The sequence below is a fragment of the Vibrio agarilyticus genome, from assembly GCF_012641465.1.
GTDB lineage: Bacteria > Pseudomonadota > Gammaproteobacteria > Enterobacterales > Vibrionaceae > Vibrio > Vibrio agarilyticus.
In genome coordinates, this window is sequence record NZ_JABAIK010000005.1 from 39,858 (window position 1) to 62,875 (window position 23,018).

Below are 23,018 nucleotides of genomic sequence, written 5' to 3' on the forward strand. Positions count from 1 at the left end.
TCAGTTGTATAAGAGGACGTTATGTCTTTTCCATCGGTTTTTATTGCTTCGCTGTTTATCGGTGTAAGTTTCGTGTCGGCGTCAAGTGTCATGGCCTCGGTGAACAATACGCACGAGGTGACGGCGTCACAATTTCATCAAGACACCCGCTTCGTTGATGGTGCGCGCTGGGCTTTTGTCACGGATGCAAAGAGCAAGCAATTATCGGTTATAGACACCTTTGACCATAAACAGGTTCAAACGATTGAATTACAAGCGATACCGAGCCTTATCGCGGTATCGGATATTCAAGACTTGATTGTGTACAGTGATGAGCGTCATTCGGTATTGTACATCTACGATCTTCGAAAGAGCACTCACCACCAAATGCCACTGGCGGCAATCCCTCAGCAATTGGTTTTTCATAGCGATGGAGCGCAACTGGCGGTGGGCAGCCAAGATCGGATTGACCTCATTATGCCTCTTACCCAAACGTATATTGATACCATTACCGAGTTAAAGAGCCCGCTGAGCATCAATTTTGATAACGGTGGGTACAATTTATATCTCAATGAAATGGCGACAGGGAAAGCAATAATTTATCGCTTGCACGACAAGTTTAAGCGTACGCTCCAGCTGGGCACTGGTCCTGTCTCAGAGATCACCTTATCGCCTGATGCACGATTGGCAATGGTGGCGCAGTACCGTAACAATCAGGTTATTGTGCATGACCTCTACGCGAAACAGACACTGCCAGCGGTTCAGCTCTCTAGTGCGCCCCTGCGTCCTTATGTTAGCTCTGATAGTCAACGGATCATCGTGTCATCGCATGATGGCGAAAGTGTGGTGCTTGATGCATGGGACGGTAAAACGATTAAATCTCTTTCAATTGGTGCAACACCAGCGTCAATACGATCAGGTTGGATTGAGACACTCGGGATTATAGACGGTACTCGCAATCAGAACCATGGCCAGTTAAGTGTGTTCAGTTTGGATGAACAACCCAAGTTAAATGAGGTTTCGATTGAGCGTCCTCTTATTGAAACTGTGGTGGTCTCAGACTCTAAAACCCTTTTCGCAACGCAGCAAGGAAGCACGTCTTTGTATCTCTATGATATTCGAAATCAGCAAGTGTTAGCACCAATCGATACCAAGCTTATCGAACCGCGCTTTCTCGTCATGGGGATCACCAACACAGTGTGTCATTGAAATTCATCACTTACTCCCACGGCGATATCGTTAAACACATCACGTGCGATGCGTTGGGGAGAGCAGAATCACTCTGTGCTTCAAATTTAACTTATTGATAGTCAATAACCCATACCCCATACCCAATGGCGAAGGTTCGAATCACTATGAAATTGTTACAGCTTATGAAGGCGTTAAATGACGCAGTGCGACGTTTTATCACGCTTGGTTGCACTATTGGTTTGGTTATTGTGAGTGCGCCAGTGTTTGCGGCACCACTGCAATTTGAATTGAATCACCATAAATTAGGGACAGTGACGGCTCAGCATTGGCCGGGCCAATATTTGCTTATCGGTGTGGGTTACACCAGTTGTCCCGATATTTGTCCAACCACAGTGATGGATATGTCTCTGGCGATGAATGCGTTAGGTGAGGATAAATCCAAAGTTAAAGGGCTATTTATTTCGGTCGACCCACATCGCGATAGCGCCCAATATATTGATCAATATGTGAAATACTTTGACCAAAGCATGCTTGGTCTTGTCGGCACTCATGCTCAAACCAAAGCCGCAGCTCAAAGCCTGAAGGCAACCTATGGCTATACCTTGCAAGGCGCGCCAGTCTATCCACCATTACCAGATCAATATGAAGTCTTTCATTCGGCTTACCTCTACCTCTATGGGCCAGATCGCAACTTGATTGATGTTTTTGGCTATGGCGAAGGCGGAAGCAATATCGGAGAGGCGATAGCGCGTTATTTGAAACAGGTGACGATCTCAACCCAAAGCCGCGTTACTGCTGAGCCGATGACACCATGAACAAAATATCTCGATATAAGACCATCATCGCAGTGGTGTCGGTCATATTGCTCAATGCAGCAACGCTAAATAGCGCGCTGGCAAGCTCGGCACTGCTCCATTGTGCGCTTCCAACGGGTTTTTCACCTGTTGAAACGCCATTTGTATGGCAGACCCAATTGTCGCAGGTGACTCGTCAGCAATTGGAGTCACAACTTGACACAACTGGACAGATAAAAACGGGCTCAGCAGATGATGCGACACGAAAGTCGGTCGTGTTTGTCAACTTATGGGCGCAGTGGTGTCCGCCATGCTTAAAAGAGTTGCCAATGTTAGATCAACTTGCGCGAACGCTTGAACAGTCGGCGGTCGAGGTGAATTCACTAAAACCACAGGTGATTGCACTTCACTTAGGCGGTAACCCGCGCGCCATTGCCGCTGATTTGCAACAACGGGGACTCACTGCGTTATATCCCTTTGTCGAGCCTAATGTTGCCACACTTAATGCCTTAAAACTCATCGGCCTGCCGGCGACACTCGTGGCAATAGATGGGCAAGTGCACTTTCACCATATGGGCTATTTGCCGCATACCTCGCAGGCGCTAGCGCAGTGGCTGAACTGTTTGAGTGACTCTAGCTTGTTAAACCCTACGCAGGAGAACCGCCATGAAAGCTAATCTATTACGGCTGAAACCATGGGCGAAATTTGCCGTACCGCTTTTGCTGTTAAATACCACCTGGTGCGCCTTTGCCGCCGGGGGAAGTGACTCTGACATGGGCGTCGATTTATCGCTAGGAAAAGCGCTTTATTTAGCGCCGGGAAAAGGTGGCTGCGCGACATGCCATGGCACAACGGGTGGCGAGCCGATAATTGACTTTTACCCAAAAATCGCTGGGCAGAGCGAAAAGTATCTCTTTAACCAAATGATGGATTATCAACAAAAACGCAGAAAGAACGGACTTTTTGTGCCGATGGAAGTGGCGATGCAACCGTATACCGAGCAAGAAATTGCGCTGATCGCACAGTTTCTTGCCTCGCAATAAAAATAGCAGTGGAAAATTTATTATGAAACGCACAACTCTTTCATCTCTTTTACTTTTAGCGCTTGCGCCTGCTTCAGCATCTTTTGCCGCTGACGCGCAGCCAACGTTTGCTGAGGCGGTCGCTGGTAGCTCACTTTTTGGTAGTGCCAAGGCCTTTTACTGGGATCGCAGTTCGCCACGTGGTGAGGCAAGTTTGTTGACAACTGGTTTGAGTTTGGGTTTAAAAACCCAAGCCTTCTATGGCGTTCAGCTTGAAGCGGGTTTTCAAACATCTTCTTCACCGTTTGCCAGCGATAAAGCGAAATTTGTCTTTGCAAATGATCAATACGGCTCAGGCAGCGTGCTATCGCTGATGAACTTGAGTTATCGTCATGGCGATAGTGAACTTAAACTTGGTCGTATGCATATGGATATGACACTGGTCGCGACCAGTTATTCACGCGCGGTTCAAGAAGCGTTTGAAGCTGCCACTGTATCAAGTCAATGGGGCGATAATCTGCAATGGAAGCTGGCCTACATCAATAAATATCAAGATCGCGTGGACTATCAAGGTAATATTGGCCAGTTTGAAAAATTCAATAAAGACGGTGCTATCAGTTTAGATGTGACCTTGCAGCCGATTAGCGATATGACAATTAAGGCGGCTTATTTGGATCAGTTAGACATTGCAACCACCGCCTTGTTACAAGCGACATACCAATATCAAGATTGGGACTTCGGCGCCCAATATTATGGTAGTGAGCGTGAAGGTAAAGAGTGGATTGCGGCGCAAGCGCTAAAAATGGGCGTTCAAACCGGTAAAGCACATTGGCATGTGGCGTATTCAACCACAGGTGATGGCGATAGTGACATTGTATTTGGTTTAGGTGCCGGTTCAGATCGAATCTACGCAGGCTCTTTGGCATGGTCACCGAACTATGTTGCCAACACAGATGTGTACCAAATTGGTGCCGATTATGCCTTTAGCCCACAGTGGTATGCTTTGGCATCATACACTTATGCTGAAGATCCGACCCATACTTATGATTACTGGTGCGCGCTAGTGCAATACCGCTTTGAGGGCGCGCTGCAAGGATTATCGGCTACCGCACTGACCGACATTGAAGGTCAAGATGGCGATAAAAATGAACTGCGTTTTAATATTGCTTATCGCTTCTAAGCGGTTTTATATACCAAAACCACACATGTGAGTATCAAGCGCTGAATGTGCCATTAATGCCATTCAGCGTTTTTTTTATTTATTTTGCATCCTTTTGTCATCTTATCCGTGTTTCAGATATACCCAAACGACTTTGAGCTGCTAGCAGGTGGTCAACAAGTAAAGCCTCTGAGCATTTCGCTAACATAGACGAACTGCGAAATGAGATTTGTGAGAGCCAGCCCCTAGTTAGCTAACAAAAAATCTTGCAGCGGCAAGGAGAAAGGGTATCGATGACTATTTTGCGGATTTGAGTTTGTTGCAGTGCGGGCTGGCATTGACAAACTTTGCCGCCTTATTAAGGAATGCAGTGTGTTTGAGATTTTTACTCAGCTTGCCAATTGGGTCAGCTACTCGCTTTTGTCACTTTCACCAGAGACACCTCTTGGAATTGGCGTCCATTTTTTTATCGAAGACACCAGTAAAATATTGGTGCTACTGCTGGTGCTGATTTATATCATTTCATTTTTGCGCGCTAGCCTGAGCGTGGAAAGAGTGCGTGACTATTTGCAAAACAAACACCGTCTGCTCGGTTATTTTTTAGGCTCACTTTTTGGCGCGATTACACCATTTTGTTCGTGTAGCTCGATTCCGCTTTTTATGGGATTTGTGTCTGCGCGCATTCCGATAGGCGTCACTATGGCGTTTTTGATCACTTCGCCGTTGATCAATGAAGTCGTGGTGATCATGCTAGGAAGCGTTTTGGGGTGGAAATTCACCGTCACTTATGTGGTGTTAGGCATGCTGCTGGGCGTGTTCGCAGGCATGGTATTGGATATGTTTAAGGCGCACCGCTGGTTACAGCCATTTTTGGCTAAAGCCTATGAAACAAACGCCTCATCAAACGCTGTAAACTCAGCTGTCACGGGCACGCTTACGTGGCGTGAGCGTCATTTTTTTGCCAAAGATGAAACCCTAACCATAGTAAAGCGGATTTGGAAATGGGTGTTTATTGGCGTTGGTTTGGGCGCATTTATTCACGGTTTTGTTCCTGCGCAGTGGTTTGAACAAAATTTAGCGCATGGACAGTGGTGGACGGTGCCGTTAGCCACGTTAAGTGCGATTCCTATTTATACCAACGCGACTGGCATTGTGCCGATCATGGCATCTTTGATTGAAAAAGGCATGCCTCTTGGCACCACACTTGCGTTTTGTATGGGGGCGGTCGCGGTAAGTTTACCTGAGTTTATGATGCTCAAACAGGTGATGCGCTATCGTTTACTGCTTGCTATGGCAGGGTACTTATTTGTCGCAATTACGCTGGTGGGTTGGGTATTTAATCATTACTCACTGGCACTACTCTAAATCCCATATTGAAGGAAAAAATCATGAAAACAATCGAAGTCTACGGCACGGGCTGTAAAAATTGTGTCGTCACGGCAGAGCGGATCAGCGAAGTGGCTAATGAGTTGGGCCTAAGCATTGAAGTGCGCAAAGTCACGGCACTTGAGCACATTATGGCTGCAGGGATTATGAGCACCCCGGGAGTGGGTGTGAATGGTCAAGTTAAACACACCGGCTCCGTACCAAGTATGGAACAAATCCGCGCGATATTGACAGCCGATAGCCAAACGGCTTGATGCTACCGCGGAACGCTCAATGAGCAAACCTCGTCAATAGGGTGTGCCTATTGGGCGAGGTTTGTGACTGCCACTTCCGATTCCATTAACAAAAGCGCTGCAGCCTCAAGTGGGAAGAAGATCTTCGATTTCAGACACCTTGCTCAAGATCAAGCAGCGCTCAGTTCCCACCAAATTGCCCTCACATTTGAACCTAAAACGTGTTACATAATACGCTGCTAATAATCGGTGAGATCATGGGATGAAATGCTTAATGCTGGCATGGCATGAAACTGAGCCAATGCTATATGGTTGGTTACTTAAACAGACGCAAAGTCATCATGAAACGGAAGACATTATGCAAGATGTTTTTATTAAAGCGATGCAAAACAGCGAGCGATTTTGCACCCTTGATGACAGTAAAGCGTGGCTGTTTAAAATGACCAAAAATCGTTTTATTGATTTGGTTCGGCGTAAAGTTGCTTCTGACGAGCTGGCTGATATTGATGCGCCGCGCGAAGTAGCTCCGGTGATGACGCAGTTGCAATCGTGTTTGCCGCGTTTGTTGCCCAAACTAAAAGACGAAGAGCGCCATATTATTGAGCAGTGCGATTTGAATGGCATGACACAAAAACAGTTTTCTGAGCAAAACCTGCTTTCATTGCCTGCAACAAAGGCACGCCTGCGACGCGCAAGACTTGTGCTTAAACAGCATTTAGAGCAAGAGTGTCAGGTAGAGCGGGATCGCTCTGGGGTGTGTTGTTTCAAGCGTATGGAAAGCGATAGCTAATCGACTAATCAAAAACGACAAAGCAGCTCGCGACTCATGCGGCGCGAGCTGAACATTCGGCGATGAACTCAAATCCACTCCAACTTGTGGTCACCGCCGAACACACGACACCGAAGCGAATTATCGTTCCGGCGTCTCCAAGAGACGTAGTGCGCGACTGACCGCGTTATCAATGTCTTGGTGACTTTCTAGCTTGCCCGAGCTTGCTGGGCCTAATGCGCAGTTATATAGCGCAAACTGTTTCCCAGAGGAAAGTTCTAAGCGGTCATACAGATCTTGGCGAATTTTCGCATGGTGGGCAGGCTCTTGGTTTGCAAGACTCACAAGTGTGTCATGAATAAGTGTTCTCATAATTATTCCTTTATATACCTTTTTACGTGTCAGCAAATTAACGCTCAGCAGTGAGGTATTTGTATTATAAATAAGCCAGCTTAAACCTCAGGTTCCCCTAATCGAACGCTTAGATAGAAAATGGCAATAACCGTAATCCCATTTTCGTTCTTCTACATCAATAAGCCTGGGGTCTGAACGGGCACACTCACGGTTGACTGCATTTCGAAACCAAGTTTGGCCCATTCAGTAAATTAAGTGACAAATGTCGCGATACAGTTGTGCATCACCACATCACATTGTAGGCGTAATCTTATACAAAAAGTCATGCATTTGTCACACAAATGAAATTGTTGTTAGGCGATATATCGAACAGTGATAAAAGCATCACCCTGATAAATGAGGTGAATGGGGGATACCCAGGGATATCCCCAAGTCCAGCATGCAAAATCTTATACTGAGCTTAGGGATAAAGTGATATACCCTTTCTACTTGAAGTTGCAGCGTTGTTGGCTGGCTCTCACAAACCTCATCACATAGTGTGTCTATGCTCAGAGGCTTTGTTCGTTTGCCGCCTACCTGCATCTCAAAGTTGTTTGGGTATAGAGGTATTTGAGTTGCGGAAATTAGTAGGCGCGAGCCACGACACCATCACTGGTGACAGTAAATGTTTTCGTTGAATACGGAATGAAAACAGACTCACCTTTTGCCAAGGTAATTTGGTTACCATTGATGTCACTAAATTGAACATCGGTCTCCACTGCAAACCAAATTTCAGCACGTTGCTGCTCTATGGTCTCTGTTTTTGGCTTTTGATAAATCGCAAAAGCGAAATCATCAACCGGTACTGGGAAGCGTAACTCACAGCCATTGATCTCTGGAGCAGTCAGAATTTTGTCGTTTGCTAAAGGGGCAAAACGACAGCAGCTGATGAGCTCATCGATATCCATATATTTTGGCGTAAGCCCGGCTCGAAGCACATTGTCTGAATTTGCCATAAGCTCAAGACCTGTGCCGTGAATATAAGCGTGAGGCGTACCGGCGTCGAGGAACATCGCTTGGCCCGGTTGCAGTGTAACCACGTTCAATAGCAGTGGGGCAAATAGACCAACATCGTTTGGATAAATCGTGTTGAGGTCGATAATTAGCGCCGCCAATGGCTCATTGTTATGATGACGATCGCACCAGCTAAGCAGCTCAGCAATTGCTGCGATTTTTTGCTCGTTCTCAAGACTCAATACCGCACGAAACAAGGTTTGTAGCCCTTGTGGGGAGAGGTCACTTGCGAAATCAGCAACGGTTTCAGCCAGTGAAGGGGCGTCCAGTTTTTCAAAATTGAGCAGAATATCTGCAAATGGACGAAAGCCATTCATCGCTTGATAGGGGGTCAGCGCAAACACCAATTCGGGCTTGTGATTGGCGTCTTTATAATTGCGATTAAACGCATCGAGTGCGATCCCACGTGAATTTTCAAGTGCGTAGCCTTGCTCTGCTTCTTGTTTGTTGGGATGCACTTGAATCGAAAGTGCTTCACCGGCGGCCAGTACCTTGAAGAGATAAGGCAGTTCGCCATAGTGATTCAAAGTCGTGAGGCCCAAAGCTTGTTCGCCATTCGCCGTAAGATACTCGGAAAGGGCAATAGATTCACCGTCAACAATAATAGTGGAGCTGGCTTTCGGGTGAGCTCCCATCCAAATTTCAGCTTGCGGCTCGTTTTTAGGGTTAGGGATACCAAACAGTTCGTTGATCGACGTCTTACTACCCCAAGGGTAGTCTTGAATGGTATTTGAGAGTTTATAGAAGCTTCCGTTTTGCATCGTGTTCCCAATAAAATTAGCGAAAAAGTGAAAAATTAGGTCGTATTTTTATGATTACATGCCAGTTAACTATAGCGGAATATATAAAAACGCTATGGTTTTATAATTGGAGGTTTTGCCTTAATTGTTGTGTCGCGGCAAGTTGAGTGTATTTTGGGTATAAGTTAGTAAAATGGCAAAACCCCAACCGCGAATAAGGCTGAATGGGGCGTATTTTGCTGATTTGCTTCAATCTAAAGTGTGAGATAACTCAGAGTTTAAGATTAAGAGCGAACGAAATTAGTCGAGAACTTGAAGTTTTTACATAGTGAACGTGAATTTGAGTATTCAAAAATGTCGCCATTATCGAGGTAGACGATTTGTTCTACGTTTACAATGTTTTCACCAATTCCAAGATGAAGCTCTTTTGATTCCAATTCCGTGGCGGCACCGATGGTAATTTCCATAGTTGAACTATGGATCTTAAGACCAAGATCGTCAGTAATGTATTGGTAGATCGAGTTCTCAACGTGTTTGTATGACAAACCTGTCACTATGTTGATAGGCATGTAGGTGTATTCCAAAATATGAGGCACACCATCGACGATACGAACACGAATCACATAGTAGAGCATATCGCCTTCTTCGCAGTTTAATCGATCTGCGAGATGTGAACCTGCTGGCTCCACAGAATAGTTAAGCACCTTTGTTTCAATTTTTTGATTTGAGTGTTGTGCGTTGGCAGTTGTGCCATACAGATGTTTTGGCGCTAAGCTGCTTAATGGACGTTTGATAAACGAACCAGAGCCACGTTTACGAACAACTAAACCATCTTTAACCAAAATATCGAGCGCTTTTTTGATGGTAAGCTCGCTGCAGCCAAACTCTTTAGCAAGCGCAGTGCCATCGGGCATTTTGTCTTTTTGGCTATAGTAGCCGTCGACAATGCGTTGCTTAATCGTTTCATAGATATCTAAATATTTGATCACGTCTGCTCCTAATCTCATAAACCGCGCAAGTTAAATCAGTTGAATACCTCATCATATGACAATTGCTTCAGCATATGAATAGATCGACCAGCGGATATTTTTGAATATGAGCCAGATACAACAAATTTACCTTTGTAAAATATAACCATATGGTTTTATCGTCAAGACATTATGGTTTTAGTTTTAAAAGTATATTTTTTCTTGTGATCTAGCTAAAACATTTCGCTTACCGTGCTTTTCGTTATTAAAAACTTCTGATTTAGTAAATGCGAGTTTAGTGAAAGCTTGTTCGCAGACCCCAAAATCAACAAGCTGCTGCAATGTAATAAAAATTCAAAAAAATATAGAGGTAATCACCATGACTAAGAAAATCTTCCTTGTCTGTTCCGCTGGCATGTCAACTTCAATGGTTGTGACCAAGATGCGCGAAGCTGCGCAAAGCAAAGGTATTGATACCGAAATCAAAGCGTATTCCGTTTCTGAGTTTTCTGACGTTGTTGACCAATACCAAGTGTGCCTTGTGGCGCCACAGATCAAATACGAGTTCGATCGCCTCAGCGGCATTTGTAACGAAAAAGGCGTGAAGTGCGGCCAAATTGGCATGATGGAATACGGAATGATGAATGGTGCGGCGATTCTTGATGCGGCACTAGCATTGTAATGCCCATCATCGCTTTTCGTTGAAATAAGCGCAAAGGCGAACAGTGTGGAGCCATGGCCGTCGGGTCGACGGCCTTAGGGAAACCAAAGAGAGACACAGATTATGTCTGGACAAAATAAATTTTTTACCTTTTTAGAAAATGTCGTTGCACCAATTGCTGGTAAAGTCGGTGCTCAGCGACATATCGGCGCGATTCGTGATGCCTTCGTCACCGCTATTCCTTTTATTATTGTTGGTTCATTTTTGCTGGTGATTGCGTTTCCTCCGTTTGGCGAAGGGGCGACGAACTTGTGGGCCACGTTTGCGCGTGAATATCGCGATCAAATTTTGCACCCATTTAACTTTACCATGGGCATTATGACCCTCTGGATTGTCACAGGTCTTGGCTATAACTTGGCAAAAACCTATGACAAAACCATTAAAAGTCCATTGCTTTCAGGTGTGCTGTCATTGTCGACGTTTTTGATGATTTCAGCGCCAGTAACCGATGGAAAATTGGAAATGTCGTATATGGGTGGAGCGGGTATTTTTACCGCGCTACTTGTGGGTATTTTTATTCCTGAATTAATGCACTTTTTGAAAAAGCACAATATTGGCTTCAAACTGCCAGCGCAAGTGCCGGAAAAAGTGAGAGAGTCATTTGATCTGTTCATCCCGATCTTGATTGTCATTGTCACCATCTACCCATTGAATCTATTTATCGTTAATGAAACGGGATTCATTATTCCTCAAGCGATAATGGAACTGTTCAAACCATTGGTGTCTGCGTCGGATACACTACCTGCATTGCTCCTAATTTCATTTATTGCGCAAGTGCTTTGGTGGGCCGGTGTTCATGGTTCGCTTATCACTGGTGGCATTATTGCACCGTTTGTATTGGCAAACTTAACTGCAAACCAAGAAGCGCTAGCTTCTGGCGTTGAAGGGACACAACTTCCTACGATTTTTGCTCAGCCTTTGCTTGATTTCTTCATGATGGCAGGTGGATCGGGTGCAACGTTTGCGTTGGTGCTGCTATTTCTTCGTTCGCGTGCGGCGCATTTAAGAGCCATTGGCAAAATGTCGTTAATTCCAGGGATCTTCAACATTAACGAACCTGTTTCATTTGGTACGCCAATTGTGATGAACCCAGTCTACTTTATTCCTTGGATTTTAGTTCCTCAAATTTGTGGTGTCTTCACTTGGTGTATGTTCAAGCTTGAATTGATGCACCGCATCATTGCCATTCCACCATGGACAGCGCCATCACCGCTCGGCGCTGCATGGGCAACTAACTGGTCTGTTATGGCAATTGTGACGGTTGCGGTTAACTATGTCATTGCCATTGTGATTTGGTACCCGTTCATGAAAGTTCATGAAAAACAACTTCTTGAAGAGGAAGCTAAACTTGCAGCTCCTACAGAAGAAGCTGCATCAGGTAAGCCTGCTATCGCGTAAGGTTTGTAAGCCCTAGACAAGAGAGGTGGGTTAGCTCCCCCTGGCTCACCTCTCTTTTCTTATTTAAGAGTTTAACCCGCATTGAATTCTTAAATAAGATTGATTAATTGAGAGAAAATACCATGTCAGAACATTTTGAAATTAATTGCGTAGACGACATCAGTGAAGAGTTCTTGATGATGCTTTTGACACAAGCTGCTATGGGCGAATCGGCATCCAAAGAGGCGATGATCAAAGCGCGTCAAGGTGAGTTTGAAACCGCGAAGTTATTGATCCAACAAGCGGATGAAGCGTTTGTTGAAGTGCATAAGACCCAAACAAGCTTGATAGGTTTTGATGAAGGTGAGGGCAAGGTGCCGATGACATTGATTCTAACTCATATTCAAGATCACATTATGACAGGTATGTTGGCAAAAGAAGTGGCGATTGAAATCATTGCGCTTCGTGAAGAGATGGCGGAGCTGAAGGCGGCCTTAACTCGCTAAGCGAAAGGCTGCCCAGTAACAAGCACGCATGAAAGGTGACTCGATGAAGATTGCATTAACGTTTGACAATAGTATTACGCCAATGACGCTTGAATTATTGCAACTGCTTAAACAGCATGACGCAAAGGCCACCTTTTTTTGCCCTGCACGCCGAGCAGAGAATGCGCGTAATGTGATTCAGAAAATTGTCTCAGGTGGTCATGTGGTAGCAGGAAACCACTATGATTATTTAGATTCGATGGAGATGGAATTTGGAGATTTTATTCACCAAGTGATTAAATCCAACCGAATTTTATCCGAATTGACGGGGCAGGCGCTCAATTATTATCGGCCACCTTTTGGGCAATTAACCACAGAGCAGCGTGCTTTCGTTAATGACAGTGGCCTTATCCCAGTGTATTGCAACTTAACTGCCCAGGATGATGCTTGCTATGGACATAAAGTTGAACAGATTGTTGGCAATATTATGACCAATGTCCGTAACCACAGCATTGTGTTGTGTCATGAAGTGCTCGGTGGCGAACAGAGTAACATATTGCGAGCGCTTCGCATTGTCATCCCCATGCTGAAACAGTGTGGTTATCAGTTTGTCACCATCGACAAAATAAGACTTGAGGCGGCGAATCAATCACAGAGCGGGTTTGGTGAGTTTGCTCGAGTCTGAAGTAAAGAGGAATAGCGAAATGATCGTTGGTTTAGATATTGGTGGCACCAAAATTGAAGGTGTGGGATTAGTAAAAGTAGGCGAAACAGGTGAGTACAATACTGCGATTGTTCACCGTGAGCCTACCGAAAAAGGGTGTTACCATGATTTTCTCGATTCGGTATTGAAAGTGATTGATGCTGTTGCCAGTCATGGCGAAATCGAATCTATTGGGATTGGCTGTTGTGGCTCGGTTAGTACTGACGGTTTGATGCAGGGGGCGAATGTCACGGTACTTAATGGACGTGATTTTATCGGTGATTTGCGCCAACGAATCGATGTGCCAATTGCTATCGCAAACGACGCAGATTGCCTTGCGTTATCTGAGTTTCAAGATGGCGCAGCAATGCACGCAGAGCGTTCGTGTGTCGCGGTGATTATTGGTACTGGATGTGGCTCGGGCGTTATCATTAATAAAGGGATTGTCACCGGATTGAATAAATTAGGTGGCGAGATGGGTCATAATCCATTGCCAAATTACTCTCCTGAACAAGATGGGGCCCCTGTAAAATGTTATTGCGGCTCGATGAATTGTGCCGAGAGTTTCGTTTCTGGAACTGGGTTTGGTCGCACATTCAGTGAAAAATATTTTTCTGCAGACTCTAAAGCCATTATGGCGTTAGTGGCGCAAGGGGACTCGCGTGCCATTGCTCATTTTGATCTCTACTGCGATCAACTTGCTCGCACGTTAGCGAATATCGTTAATTTTGTTGACCCTGAAATTATCGTGCTTGGTGGTGGAATGTCGAACGTGGACGCAATTTACCCTAATGTTCAGGCAAAGTTGAATCAATATACTTTTAATAAGGCGGCGAAGACAAAAATCGTCAAAAACGTGCATGGTGACTCTTCAGGGGTTCGCGGGGCTGCATTTTTGCACTTGCTTTGAGCCTCAATTGTGGCAAAGCGTTAATGTGCTTTGTGGGCGATCTTAGGTGGTATATTTAATAGACTACCTTAAGGATAAAATTTTTTTGCCCACATAAAATATAAACATATAGTTATCTTTAATTAATATTATGGTTTTTTATGAAGCACTATTTGGCCCTTGATTTCGGCGGCACGGCGGTGAAATGCGCCGTAATGAATACGCTAGGCAAAATAGAGAAGCAATTTTCTGTATCAAGTCAAGCGCGTTATTACGAACAGTGGATCAGCGCATTTGCCCCTCATTTTGCACAACTTAATAGCCAATATGATTTGCAAGGTATCGCGATTAGTAGCTGTGGCGCGGTAGATGTTGACTCTAGCGTCATTCATGGTTCGAGTGCGCTGCCCTATATTCATGGCCCTAACGTTCGTGCACTTTTCCAAAGTGCTTTTGGCCTGCCGACCGAAATAGAGAATGATGCGTGTTGCGCGGCGCTGGCAGAAAGTTGGTTTGGTGAGGGCAGTGACTCAAATCACTTTTGTTTATTGGTCATCGGCTCTGGGTTGGGTGGCGCAATTGTGACGAATGGTCAGGTTCAAAAAGGCCACCAGCTTCACGGCGGAGAATTTGGTTATGCTGTGGTGGATTTTAAAAATTATGAACCAATAACTCTGGGTAATGTTGCTTCCACACGAGCGCTTGTCAATTATGCTGCGGATGCTCTGCAGTGCTCTCCAGCATCGTTAAATGGTTTGAAGGTGTTCGAGCTTTTCGATGCGGGGGAGCCAAAAATTATTAATGTGGTTGAGCAGTGGGCGCGTTATCTCGCCACAGGTATTTACAATATTCAATATCACATCGACCCAGAGTGCATCATTTTAGGTGGTGCGATAAGTCAAAGGCCAGGCTTATTGGGATTACTTCATCGCCAACTTGAACATATTTATCAAGCAATCCCCATTGCTCAAGTTCGCCCCCAACTTACAATTTCCCGATTTGGTAACGACGCCAACCTTATCGGTGCTTTAAGACATTTTTTCATTAGACAAGGTTGCTAAGATGACAAAATACACTTTTCCCGACAATTTTAAATGGGGCGCTGCGGCCTCTGGCATTCAAACAGAAGGTAACACCAATAAAGCCAATGACAACATTTGGGATCTTTGGCACAAACAAGCACCTGAACGTTTCTACCGTGGTATTGGTTCTGACTTAGTGACAGACACTTATAACCGTTATCAAGAAGATGTCGCCTTGATGAAGCAGGTGGGTTTTAACTCATTTCGTACTTCAATTCAGTGGTCACGCTTAATTAAAGATTTTGAAACCGGTGAAGTGTGCCAAGATGCGGTGGCGTTTTACCACGCTTATCTTGATGAAATGATTGCCAATGGCGTTGAGCCAATGATGAATTTATATCACTTTGATATGCCGGCAGAACTGCAACAAAAATATGGTGGTTTTGAATCGAAAAAAGTGGTGGATTTGTACGTTGACTATGCGGTTACTGCGTTTAAGCTTTTTGGTAATAAAGTCAAATATTGGATCACGTTTAACGAGCCTATCGTACCGGTTGAAGGTGGCTATTTGTATGATTTTCATTATCCATGCAAAAAAGATGGCAAGTTAGCAGTACAAGTTGGTTACAACATCATTTTGGCACACGCAAAAGCGGTACACGCTTTTCATCAACTGGCATTAGCGGACACGCAAATTGGTGTGGTGCTTAATTTAACACCGTCTTATACACGTGACGACCGAGCCGCCGATCAACAAGCGGCTTGGTATGCCGATCTGCTGTTTAACCGCAGCTTTTTAGACCCTATGGTTAAAAATGAGATCCCTCAGGAGTTGTGTGAACTATTCGCTGAACAAAATATTACACCAGAGACTACAAGTGAGGAACTGGAGTGCATTACTTCAGCTAAAATTCAGTTTCTCGGTGTAAACTATTATGTACCGCGACGCGTTAAAGCGCGTGAAGCAGAATATGAGCTGGATCACTTTACTCCGGAAGTGTATTTCGAAAATTATATTAATCCGAACGGTCGTTTTAACCCATATCGTGATAATAACGAAATACTTCCCACCGCAATTTATGATATTGCAATGAATGTACGTGATAACTATGGCAATATTCCATGGTTCTTAGCTGAGATTGGTATTGCTATGGATGAGGAGTCTGAGGGCAAGCCAGATGAAAATGGTATTATTGACGACAGCTTCAGAACGGAATTAATGAAAGAGCATTTGATTCAATTACACCGCGCCATCGAAGATGGGGCCAACTGTTTTGGTGTGCATCAATGGACTTTCATTGATAACTGGTCATGGACAAACTCTTTTAAACGCCGCTACGGTTTCTACCGACTTGACCTAGCGACGGGCGATCGTATTGCCAAGAAACATGGTGTTTGGTTTAAAGAATTAGCCTTGTCGAATTGTTTCGAAGATTAATGCTATAGAAAATTTGTATAAAAACCATCGCGGAATCATTACCGTGGTGGTTTTTTTATATCTTTAAACAAAATTTTATTGGTTTTATCTGGAATGGATCACATAAACAAAATTTGAATTGAACTCTTTTATGAAATCACGATTTCTTCACACTTTAAAAAAACATTTAAAACCATATACTTTTAAATGAAATGTATATGTGTATACTGGGCTTATCGTAGTTAATATTAGTATCACTTGATAATAAATTAGCAAATTTAGTTAGATTTTTAAGTCTAATTAATTAGGGAAGAAAACCTTATCTTTTGACATTTGTTTAACGTTGCGTTTACCGATAGATGTATTAAAAGATAAATTTTTAACTATAAAAATAAGAGATAATTATGAAAGCAAAACTCTCGCTCTTAGCTTTATCAGTAATGGCGCTGCCAGCAATGGCAAACGTCGAAGTATCTGATATGGCGTTTAATGGCTTGATTAAATCAGGCACGTTATGGACTAAAGATGGAAAAGGTGCGGAAAGCATTCGCTTAACCGATATGGGCCGCTTCCGCCTTGGTAACGAAAATGAAACCAAATTGGATTTAAACCCAAGTTTAACGTTCGAACACGATGAAGGTGCATGGGCTCACGCCGCGGCGCGTTTTCAAAGTGAAACACGCAATACCTCGGATTGGGCGGATAAGTCGTCTGGTTTTGTTGTTCGAGAAGCTTACGTTGAAATGGGCGGTTTTCCAGGTTTACCCGAGTCTGTGACTTTTTGGGCTGGTAAGCGCTACATGAAAAACCGTGGCACCAATATTCTGGATTGGGATTACGCACAAGCTAACGGTACTGGTGGCGGCGTTTGGGGCATTCCAGTATTTGATGGCGTGACGTTTGATTTCGACGTCGCGTCTTGGGGACGTGATGACTTAGAGCCTGAAGCGGGAGAAGGCGTTAACGACACCTTTATTATCAAACCACGCTTTGATGTCAGCCTTGGCGAAGGTAATGGTGATGCGTACGCCGAATTTATGTCAATGAAACGCGATAACTCTGACCGCAGCCCAACGACAGCAGACGATGGCCACTCTGTATCGGTTGGCTGGGTTCGCTGGGGTGACTTCTTTGGCTTTGCTAATAACGGTTATGGCGAAGTGATCGCGCAATACGGCAAGGGCCTAAGTGCGGGTTCTTCGCTATCGAAATTCAGCTGGGGCGATTGGAACTATAAAGATCACGAGTCTTACCGTTTCTTAGCGACAGGTTTGGTTGAAACCGATTCTTGGTCAGCGATGCCAGTCTTTGTCTACCACCGAGATAACGATATCGCGGATAAAGATGGCGAGCGGACTTGGATTGCTGCAGGTATTCGCCCTGTGTTTGTGGTGAACCAATATGTTTCAATTCAAACCGAATACGGTTATGAGCACATCGACGAAAATTCATCGAATAATGCGGTAAAAGGTGGTCTACACAAATTTACTATCGCACCAACACTCCAGTTGGAAACCGGTTTTTGGGTTCGTCCACAACTGCGTTTATTCATGACTTACGCAACGTGGGACAAAGAGCTGCAGAATCTTAAAGGCAAATATGGCGAAAATGGCCCTGGCGGTAATACCTTCATGAACGACACTGAAGGCTTTATGTACGGTCTTCAAGCCGAAGTTTGGTTCTAATTTCTTGATAAGCCGTTTGTTGTATTAACGCTAGCTAGAGCGGCAACACAATGAGCGGCTTAGAAAACAAAACATAACGAATAAATTGGGGAAGAAACATGAAATTGAATACTTTGATCATTGCAATGTGTGGCGCATTGTCATGGTCTTCGCTCGCTGCAGACGAACTGATCAACCCAAATGCGACCGCAGAAACCAAAGCACTGTATGAAAACTTGGCAGATCTTGGCGATAAGGTTCTGTTTGGACACGAGGATTCACTTGCCTATGGTGCGAAGTGGTGGGGATATAACGCCGATGGTTCACTGAACTCTGATATTGAAGATGTGACCGGGCGCTTTGCGGCAGTTTTTGGCGCAGATGTTGGTGGCATTGGCCTTGGCAACGAAAAAAACCTCGATGGTGTTAAGTTCTCTGATTACGCGCACTACATCAAAGAGACGTTCAAGATGGGCGGTGTTAATACCATTTCTTGGCATATGTACAGCCCGATTGATGAGCATCACTCTTGGGCAAAAACCTCTTATGTTCGCGAATTGATCCCAGGCGCTGCGCATCATGACAAGCTAAAGAAATATCTCGACTCTTACATCGCGTTTAATGAAACGTTAAAAGTGTCTATTGATGGCAAAGAGGTTTGGGTTCCTATCATTTTCCGCCCTTGGCATGAGCACAATGGTGATTGGTTCTGGTGGGGTAAAGGCCACACAACAGAAGCCGATTACATCGCGCTGTGGAAATTCACGGTCGATTATTTGAAAGAGAAAGGGCAAAACAACTTGATTTTCGCTTTCTCTCCAGACCGCTCACGTCTTGATATGAATGATTTCGAAGACTCTTACCAGTATGGCTACGCTGGCGATGACTATGTCGACATCATTGGATATGACAACTACTGGGATCTTGGTCACCCATCCAATACCCAAACGGCGGCAGAGCAACAAGCGCTGTTTGTACAAGGTTTGGAAGAACTTACCGACTTGGCTGAGAAAAAAGGCAAAGTTTCTGCGTTGACGGAAGGTGGTCAGGAAGGGGTTCGCGAAACCAACTTCTGGACCGAGCGCTTTGCCGCAGGCATTTGGGAAAACGCGAAAACCTCTCGCATTGCCTATGCACTGGTATGGCGTAACAACAACGAAGAAAACGGTAAGAAGGGCCACTATTACGGCGCTTATCCTCAAGATAAAAACGCCGGTAATTTCGTTACGTTCTCGAAAAACCCAAGCGCGGTATTCGTAGACAACATTCCAGCGATGTACAAATAGGCTGCCATGCCCAAACAATTTCGAGGTGCAGATAGGCGCTAAGCCAACAACGCTACTCCTTTAAATTGTTCGGGTATAAAGCGCTGTGCCAGTGTAATGCACAGAAAATAACGATAACTCGTGGCCATATTGACCTATGGCCGCTCAGTAAAAATAACGGCGCACGGTGATTCGAGAGTCGTCAACTTTTGAAAGTGCGCCGCCATTTAACTGTTTCACTTCGACTAGGTGAATTATGAAACGATTGACTTCTGCAATTTTAACCTCACTTGCGGTGATCTCTGCCTCTGCCTCTATCTCTGCGGTGGCGAGTATTGAACCGATCCCTTATCAGCCATTTGAAGCGCCTAAAGGCGAGGGGACTTCCAAACCATATCTTACATATCAAGGCAAAAATGTTTATCTCAATGCGGTAAATATTGCGTGGATTGATTATGGCCGTGATTTTGGTAATGGACTTAATGAATCTCGCGTGACAGAAATATTTGATGATATCGCCAAAAATGGCGGTAACGCGGTGCGCTGGTGGATCCATGTTAATGGTACGCAAACGCCTGCTTGGGATGGCAAACTGATTGCGCCAGCCTCACAACAAAAACAAACCTTTGATGATATTGAACGCGCGCTTGATCTTGCTGCAGAGCGCGGGTTGTACATCATGCCGACGCTGTGGTCATTTGACATGTTGTCAATTAATCAGTACGGCGTGAAAGAAGTGGCTGGCAATAACTTTGCGTTTTTAACCAATGATGAAGTGCGCCAGAGCTACATTGATAACTTCCTAAACCCGCTGCTTGACCGTATTGCTGGACACCCAGCGCTCATCGCTATCGATTTGTTCAATGAACCAGAAAATATGACCGAAGGCTGGTTTATTGAGCGTGAAAATCTTAAGGGTCAATATCCTGTGACCTATGAGGATATTCATAAAACCACGGCCATTCTAAGCGCTGCGGTTCACAAGAAAGCCAAAGCACTCAACAAGCAAATTATGACAACCACAGGGTCAAAATCGCTGGTGATGTTTATGGTCGATGGTCATGGTGGCACTAACTACTACTCTGATGAACGCATGATTGCTTACGCAGGTGACGATGCGCCACTTGATTTCTACGCGCCCCATTATTACGACGACATGGATAAAAAGGGCACATGGTCGCCATTTTATCACCACGCCAGTTTTTGGAATCTCGATAAGCCGATCGTGATGGGGGAATACTATGTTGACCCACATGGATTTAAACCAGCTGATTTTGCTTACTTTGATAATGAAGTGGGTCAGCAAAACCTCTGTCCACGCCTGGTTCATAACGGTTACGCTGGTGGTATGGCGTGGCAAATTTTCGATTATCAAGACAAGGCGCTAGATTGCATTAACAAGGGTGCGCAAGCGCTTGGGGTTAAAGTTGAAGATTTCGTTTATCCGGGTATGACATACCTCAATGGTATGAAATTAAGCTCGGACTTTGGTAAGTCCAAATACCTTAATCAATCAGAAGCGACAGATAACCTAGTGGCACTTTCGATTAATGAGCCAGCAGGGGAGAAAAAAGTCTATTTCAAATTGCCAGTCGATAAGGCTGAAGGAGCGAAAAAGGTCTCATTTAAAGTGAAATTCCCACAAGCGGCCCGTGATGCAAAAATCACTGGCGGTAAGTTTTACATGAAAGACGCGAAGTGGCAGTGGAACGACGCAAAATGGACCAACATCAAGCCAAACGAGTGGAAAACCGTAACGTGGAAAATGAAAAAACCACTTAAAGGTGCAAATGAACTCGGTTTCCAATTTTACGGTAAGGCCGAAGGTGGCGCTTTCCAAGGTGAATTCCTCATCGACGACATCAAATTTAGCAAATAAGGAATGACTTCATGAAAAAATTCAAACTTTCGCTATTGGCAGCGGCGACCACATTAGTATTGGGATGTGATGCGGGTTATTACAACGAAACACCGACTCCAGAAAAAGGGCCAGGTGAAAATAACCCCAACCCTGATTTGGAGTTAGGTACAGGTAAGGCTCTTAACTTTATCATCGGCGCTGATGGCGCGATTCATTTTGCTGAAGCGCCAAACGATGGCGAAGAACGTTTTTACATCAATGGTACGAATGTAGCGTGGCTTAATTTTGCGAATGACTTTGGTAAGGGTTTTGACTACACCAAGGCGGAAGCCATGATGAACGGCGTTGCTGCTGCTGGCGGTAACACGTTGCGCTGGTGGATTCATACTAACGGCACCACAACGCCAATGTGGGATGGTTCAACAGTTGCGGCGGCGGATAAACAGGAAAAAGCAATTGACGAAATTGCGACCGCGCTGGACTTAGCCGAGAAGAAAAACCTCAAAGTCATTTTCTCACTATGGTCATTCGACATGCTGGCAAAGACAACGGAAACTGGCGTAGCAGATGTGATTGACAACAACTTTGCGCTTTTGACCGATAATGCTGTGCGCCAAACGTACATTGATAACTTTTTGACCCCTTTAGTTAATAAGATCAAAGACAAGCCTGCGTTATTGGCCTTAGAAGTGTTCAACGAACCTGAAAATATGACAGAGCCATGGTTCCGCGAACGTGAAGCGCTGGCCAGCTCTGAATATCCGGTAACCGTTGCAGATATTTACGCAACAACGGCAGAGTTAACAGCAGCAATTCATATGGCGGCAAGCGATATGCTGGTCACCACAGGGCCTAAATCACTGGGTCAATTTGTCAACGAAAGTGGCTCAGGAAACAATGCTTATTCTGACAGTAATATGGAAGCGGCATTACCAAGCGACTACACAGATAAAGCGTTAGCTCATCTTGATTTTTATGCACCACATTACTACGACGATATGGGTAAAGAGGGGGCTTGGTCTCCATTTTATCACGATGTTAGCTATTGGGAGCTCGACAAACCGGTTGTTCTGGGCGAGTTCTACGCCGATGCGACGGCAGATAAGCCGGCTGACTATGACTATTTCGATGATCCACTAAAAGGGTCGCAAGTCTGTTATCGTTTAGTCAAAGCCAATTACGCTGGCGGGATGAGCTGGCAATTCGCAGGGAACAGTGGCAAATACCAGCAATCTGCTATTGATTGTATGAAAGCGGCCAATGAAGCGCTTGGTAATAGTGATGTAGAAGATCCTACCGATCCTGAAGGAGAAGGTATCGGGTTTGAAGATGGCAACATTGAAGGCTTTAAGGCATTTTTAGATTCAACTGAAGGAACAATATTGCCATTAGAAGTGAGTAATGATGATGCTAGGTCAGGAGAGAAGTCAGCAATCATAAAAGCTACATCTGTTGAGGGTGAGAAGAAAATCCTATTGCAATTACCATTTGATGAGGAAACCGTACTCAACGAAGTAAAAATGTACGTTAAATTTTCACCAGAAGCTAAAGCGGCTGGAGTCACAGGGGGGAAAATTTATGCTAAAGATTCGGATTGGAAATTCATACCTGGAGATTGGGAGAGTATTGATACAGAAGATGAGAATGGATGGGTAGAATTCACTTGGATTTCCGACTCTCCATTAATCGGTTTAAAGGATTTAGCATTCGAAGCCTACGGTGCAAATAATGGACTTTCATTTAGTGGTAATATCTTATTTGATGATATAATCATCAAATAATTTTTCGTAACTCCATACGATTTGCCCCACCCAGATGCAGCACTCGGTGGGGCTTTTTTGTTAAATATAGAATATGTTGACGGGGGCTTAGAAGTCTGACTAGTAACATTTTTATTATTAACAAATCATATTGATTGTTTTTAATGATAAATAATCAATATGAGTGCCTTTTTAATGAAAATAA

The 23,018-nt window shown here is 44.5% G+C and carries 22 protein-coding genes; 19 read left to right on the plus strand and 3 right to left on the minus strand.

All coding sequences use genetic code 11. The features are described 5' to 3' along the window. The first annotated feature begins 21 nt into the window (after nt 1-21). From HGP28_RS06240 to HGP28_RS06275, 8 genes are all read left to right on the plus strand, one after another. Nucleotides 22-1,188, plus strand: coding sequence for a YncE family protein (locus HGP28_RS06240; protein WP_246225600.1), 1,167 nt, complete (start codon nt 22-24; stop codon nt 1,186-1,188). A 146-nt stretch (nt 1,189-1,334) separates the two neighbouring features. Next, nucleotides 1,335-1,985: an SCO family protein gene (locus HGP28_RS06245; RefSeq protein ID WP_246225602.1), complete on the plus strand. Its 651-nt coding sequence runs from the start codon at nt 1,335-1,337 to the stop codon at nt 1,983-1,985. Then, entirely contained in the window at nt 1,982-2,641 is a 660-nt protein-coding gene (locus tag HGP28_RS06250; protein ID WP_168835602.1) for a TlpA family protein disulfide reductase, read from the plus strand. The genes HGP28_RS06245 and HGP28_RS06250 overlap by 4 nt, the downstream gene beginning before the upstream one ends. After that, nucleotides 2,631-3,008, plus strand: a complete 378-nt coding sequence (locus HGP28_RS06255; protein WP_168835603.1) for a c-type cytochrome — start codon at nt 2,631-2,633, stop codon at nt 3,006-3,008. The genes HGP28_RS06250 and HGP28_RS06255 overlap by 11 nt, the downstream gene beginning before the upstream one ends. 22 nt (nt 3,009-3,030) lie before the next feature. Beyond that, nucleotides 3,031-4,167, plus strand: coding sequence for an OprD family porin (locus HGP28_RS06260; protein ID WP_168835604.1), 1,137 nt, complete (start codon nt 3,031-3,033; stop codon nt 4,165-4,167). 351 nt (nt 4,168-4,518) lie between these two features. Then, nucleotides 4,519-5,511 (plus strand): permease, encoded by a 993-nt coding sequence (locus HGP28_RS06265; RefSeq protein WP_168835605.1) that lies wholly within the window; start codon nt 4,519-4,521, stop codon nt 5,509-5,511. A 23-nt stretch (nt 5,512-5,534) separates the two neighbouring features. Beyond that, nucleotides 5,535-5,786, plus strand: coding sequence for a thioredoxin family protein (locus tag HGP28_RS06270; RefSeq protein WP_168835606.1), 252 nt, complete (start codon nt 5,535-5,537; stop codon nt 5,784-5,786). A gap of 253 nt (nt 5,787-6,039) precedes the next feature. Then, on the plus strand, nt 6,040-6,555 hold the full coding sequence (locus tag HGP28_RS06275) for an RNA polymerase sigma factor (RefSeq protein WP_211091907.1): 516 nt from the start codon (nt 6,040-6,042) through the stop codon (nt 6,553-6,555). 120 nt (nt 6,556-6,675) lie between these two features. Here HGP28_RS06275 and HGP28_RS06280 read toward each other — a convergent pair whose 3' ends face one another. The 3 genes from HGP28_RS06280 to HGP28_RS06290 form a co-directional block, all read right to left on the minus strand. Then, entirely contained in the window at nt 6,676-6,906 is a 231-nt protein-coding gene (locus HGP28_RS06280) for a PAS factor family protein (protein WP_168835608.1), read from the minus strand. A 605-nt stretch (nt 6,907-7,511) separates the two neighbouring features. Then, nucleotides 7,512-8,702, minus strand: a complete 1,191-nt coding sequence (manA, locus tag HGP28_RS06285; protein WP_168835609.1) for a mannose-6-phosphate isomerase, class I — start codon at nt 8,700-8,702, stop codon at nt 7,512-7,514. A gap of 263 nt (nt 8,703-8,965) precedes the next feature. Beyond that, on the minus strand, nt 8,966-9,670 hold the full coding sequence (locus tag HGP28_RS06290) for a GntR family transcriptional regulator (RefSeq protein ID WP_343033822.1): 705 nt from the start codon (nt 9,668-9,670) through the stop codon (nt 8,966-8,968). 358 nt (nt 9,671-10,028) lie between these two features. On the opposite strand from HGP28_RS06290, the gene HGP28_RS06295 reads away from it, so the two are divergent. From HGP28_RS06295 to HGP28_RS06345, 11 genes are all read left to right on the plus strand, one after another. Further along, nucleotides 10,029-10,331 carry a PTS sugar transporter subunit IIB gene (locus tag HGP28_RS06295; protein ID WP_168835611.1) on the plus strand — a complete coding sequence of 101 codons (303 nt, stop codon included), beginning with the start codon at nt 10,029-10,031 and terminating at the stop codon, nt 10,329-10,331. A gap of 102 nt (nt 10,332-10,433) precedes the next feature. Next, complete coding sequence (locus HGP28_RS06300; protein WP_168835612.1) at nt 10,434-11,768, plus strand: PTS sugar transporter subunit IIC; 1,335 nt, start codon at nt 10,434-10,436, stop codon at nt 11,766-11,768. A 122-nt stretch (nt 11,769-11,890) separates the two neighbouring features. Further along, the gene (locus tag HGP28_RS06305; RefSeq protein ID WP_246225604.1) at nt 11,891-12,253 is read left to right on the plus strand and encodes a PTS lactose/cellobiose transporter subunit IIA; all 363 of its coding nucleotides are present in this window, start codon (nt 11,891-11,893) and stop codon (nt 12,251-12,253) included. Between the two features lie 43 nt (nt 12,254-12,296). Then, complete coding sequence (locus HGP28_RS06310; RefSeq protein ID WP_168835613.1) at nt 12,297-12,917, plus strand: polysaccharide deacetylase family protein; 621 nt, start codon at nt 12,297-12,299, stop codon at nt 12,915-12,917. 19 nt (nt 12,918-12,936) lie between these two features. Next, nucleotides 12,937-13,845, plus strand: a complete 909-nt coding sequence (locus tag HGP28_RS06315) for an ROK family protein (RefSeq protein WP_168835614.1) — start codon at nt 12,937-12,939, stop codon at nt 13,843-13,845. A 140-nt stretch (nt 13,846-13,985) separates the two neighbouring features. After that, complete coding sequence (locus HGP28_RS06320; protein WP_168835615.1) at nt 13,986-14,885, plus strand: ROK family protein; 900 nt, start codon at nt 13,986-13,988, stop codon at nt 14,883-14,885. A gap of 1 nt (nt 14,886) precedes the next feature. Next, nucleotides 14,887-16,284: a glycoside hydrolase family 1 protein gene (locus HGP28_RS06325; RefSeq protein ID WP_168835616.1), complete on the plus strand. Its 1,398-nt coding sequence runs from the start codon at nt 14,887-14,889 to the stop codon at nt 16,282-16,284. A 383-nt stretch (nt 16,285-16,667) separates the two neighbouring features. Beyond that, nucleotides 16,668-17,948 (plus strand): carbohydrate porin, encoded by a 1,281-nt coding sequence (locus tag HGP28_RS06330; RefSeq protein ID WP_168835617.1) that lies wholly within the window; start codon nt 16,668-16,670, stop codon nt 17,946-17,948. A 98-nt stretch (nt 17,949-18,046) separates the two neighbouring features. Further along, nucleotides 18,047-19,213 (plus strand): glycoside hydrolase family 26 protein, encoded by a 1,167-nt coding sequence (locus HGP28_RS06335; protein WP_168835618.1) that lies wholly within the window; start codon nt 18,047-18,049, stop codon nt 19,211-19,213. 235 nt (nt 19,214-19,448) lie between these two features. Next, nucleotides 19,449-21,071, plus strand: coding sequence for a cellulase family glycosylhydrolase (locus HGP28_RS06340; protein ID WP_168835619.1), 1,623 nt, complete (start codon nt 19,449-19,451; stop codon nt 21,069-21,071). 11 nt (nt 21,072-21,082) lie between these two features. Then, the gene (locus HGP28_RS06345) at nt 21,083-22,834 is read left to right on the plus strand and encodes a cellulase family glycosylhydrolase (RefSeq protein ID WP_168835620.1); all 1,752 of its coding nucleotides are present in this window, start codon (nt 21,083-21,085) and stop codon (nt 22,832-22,834) included. Nucleotides 22,835-23,018: the final 184 nt, after the last annotated feature.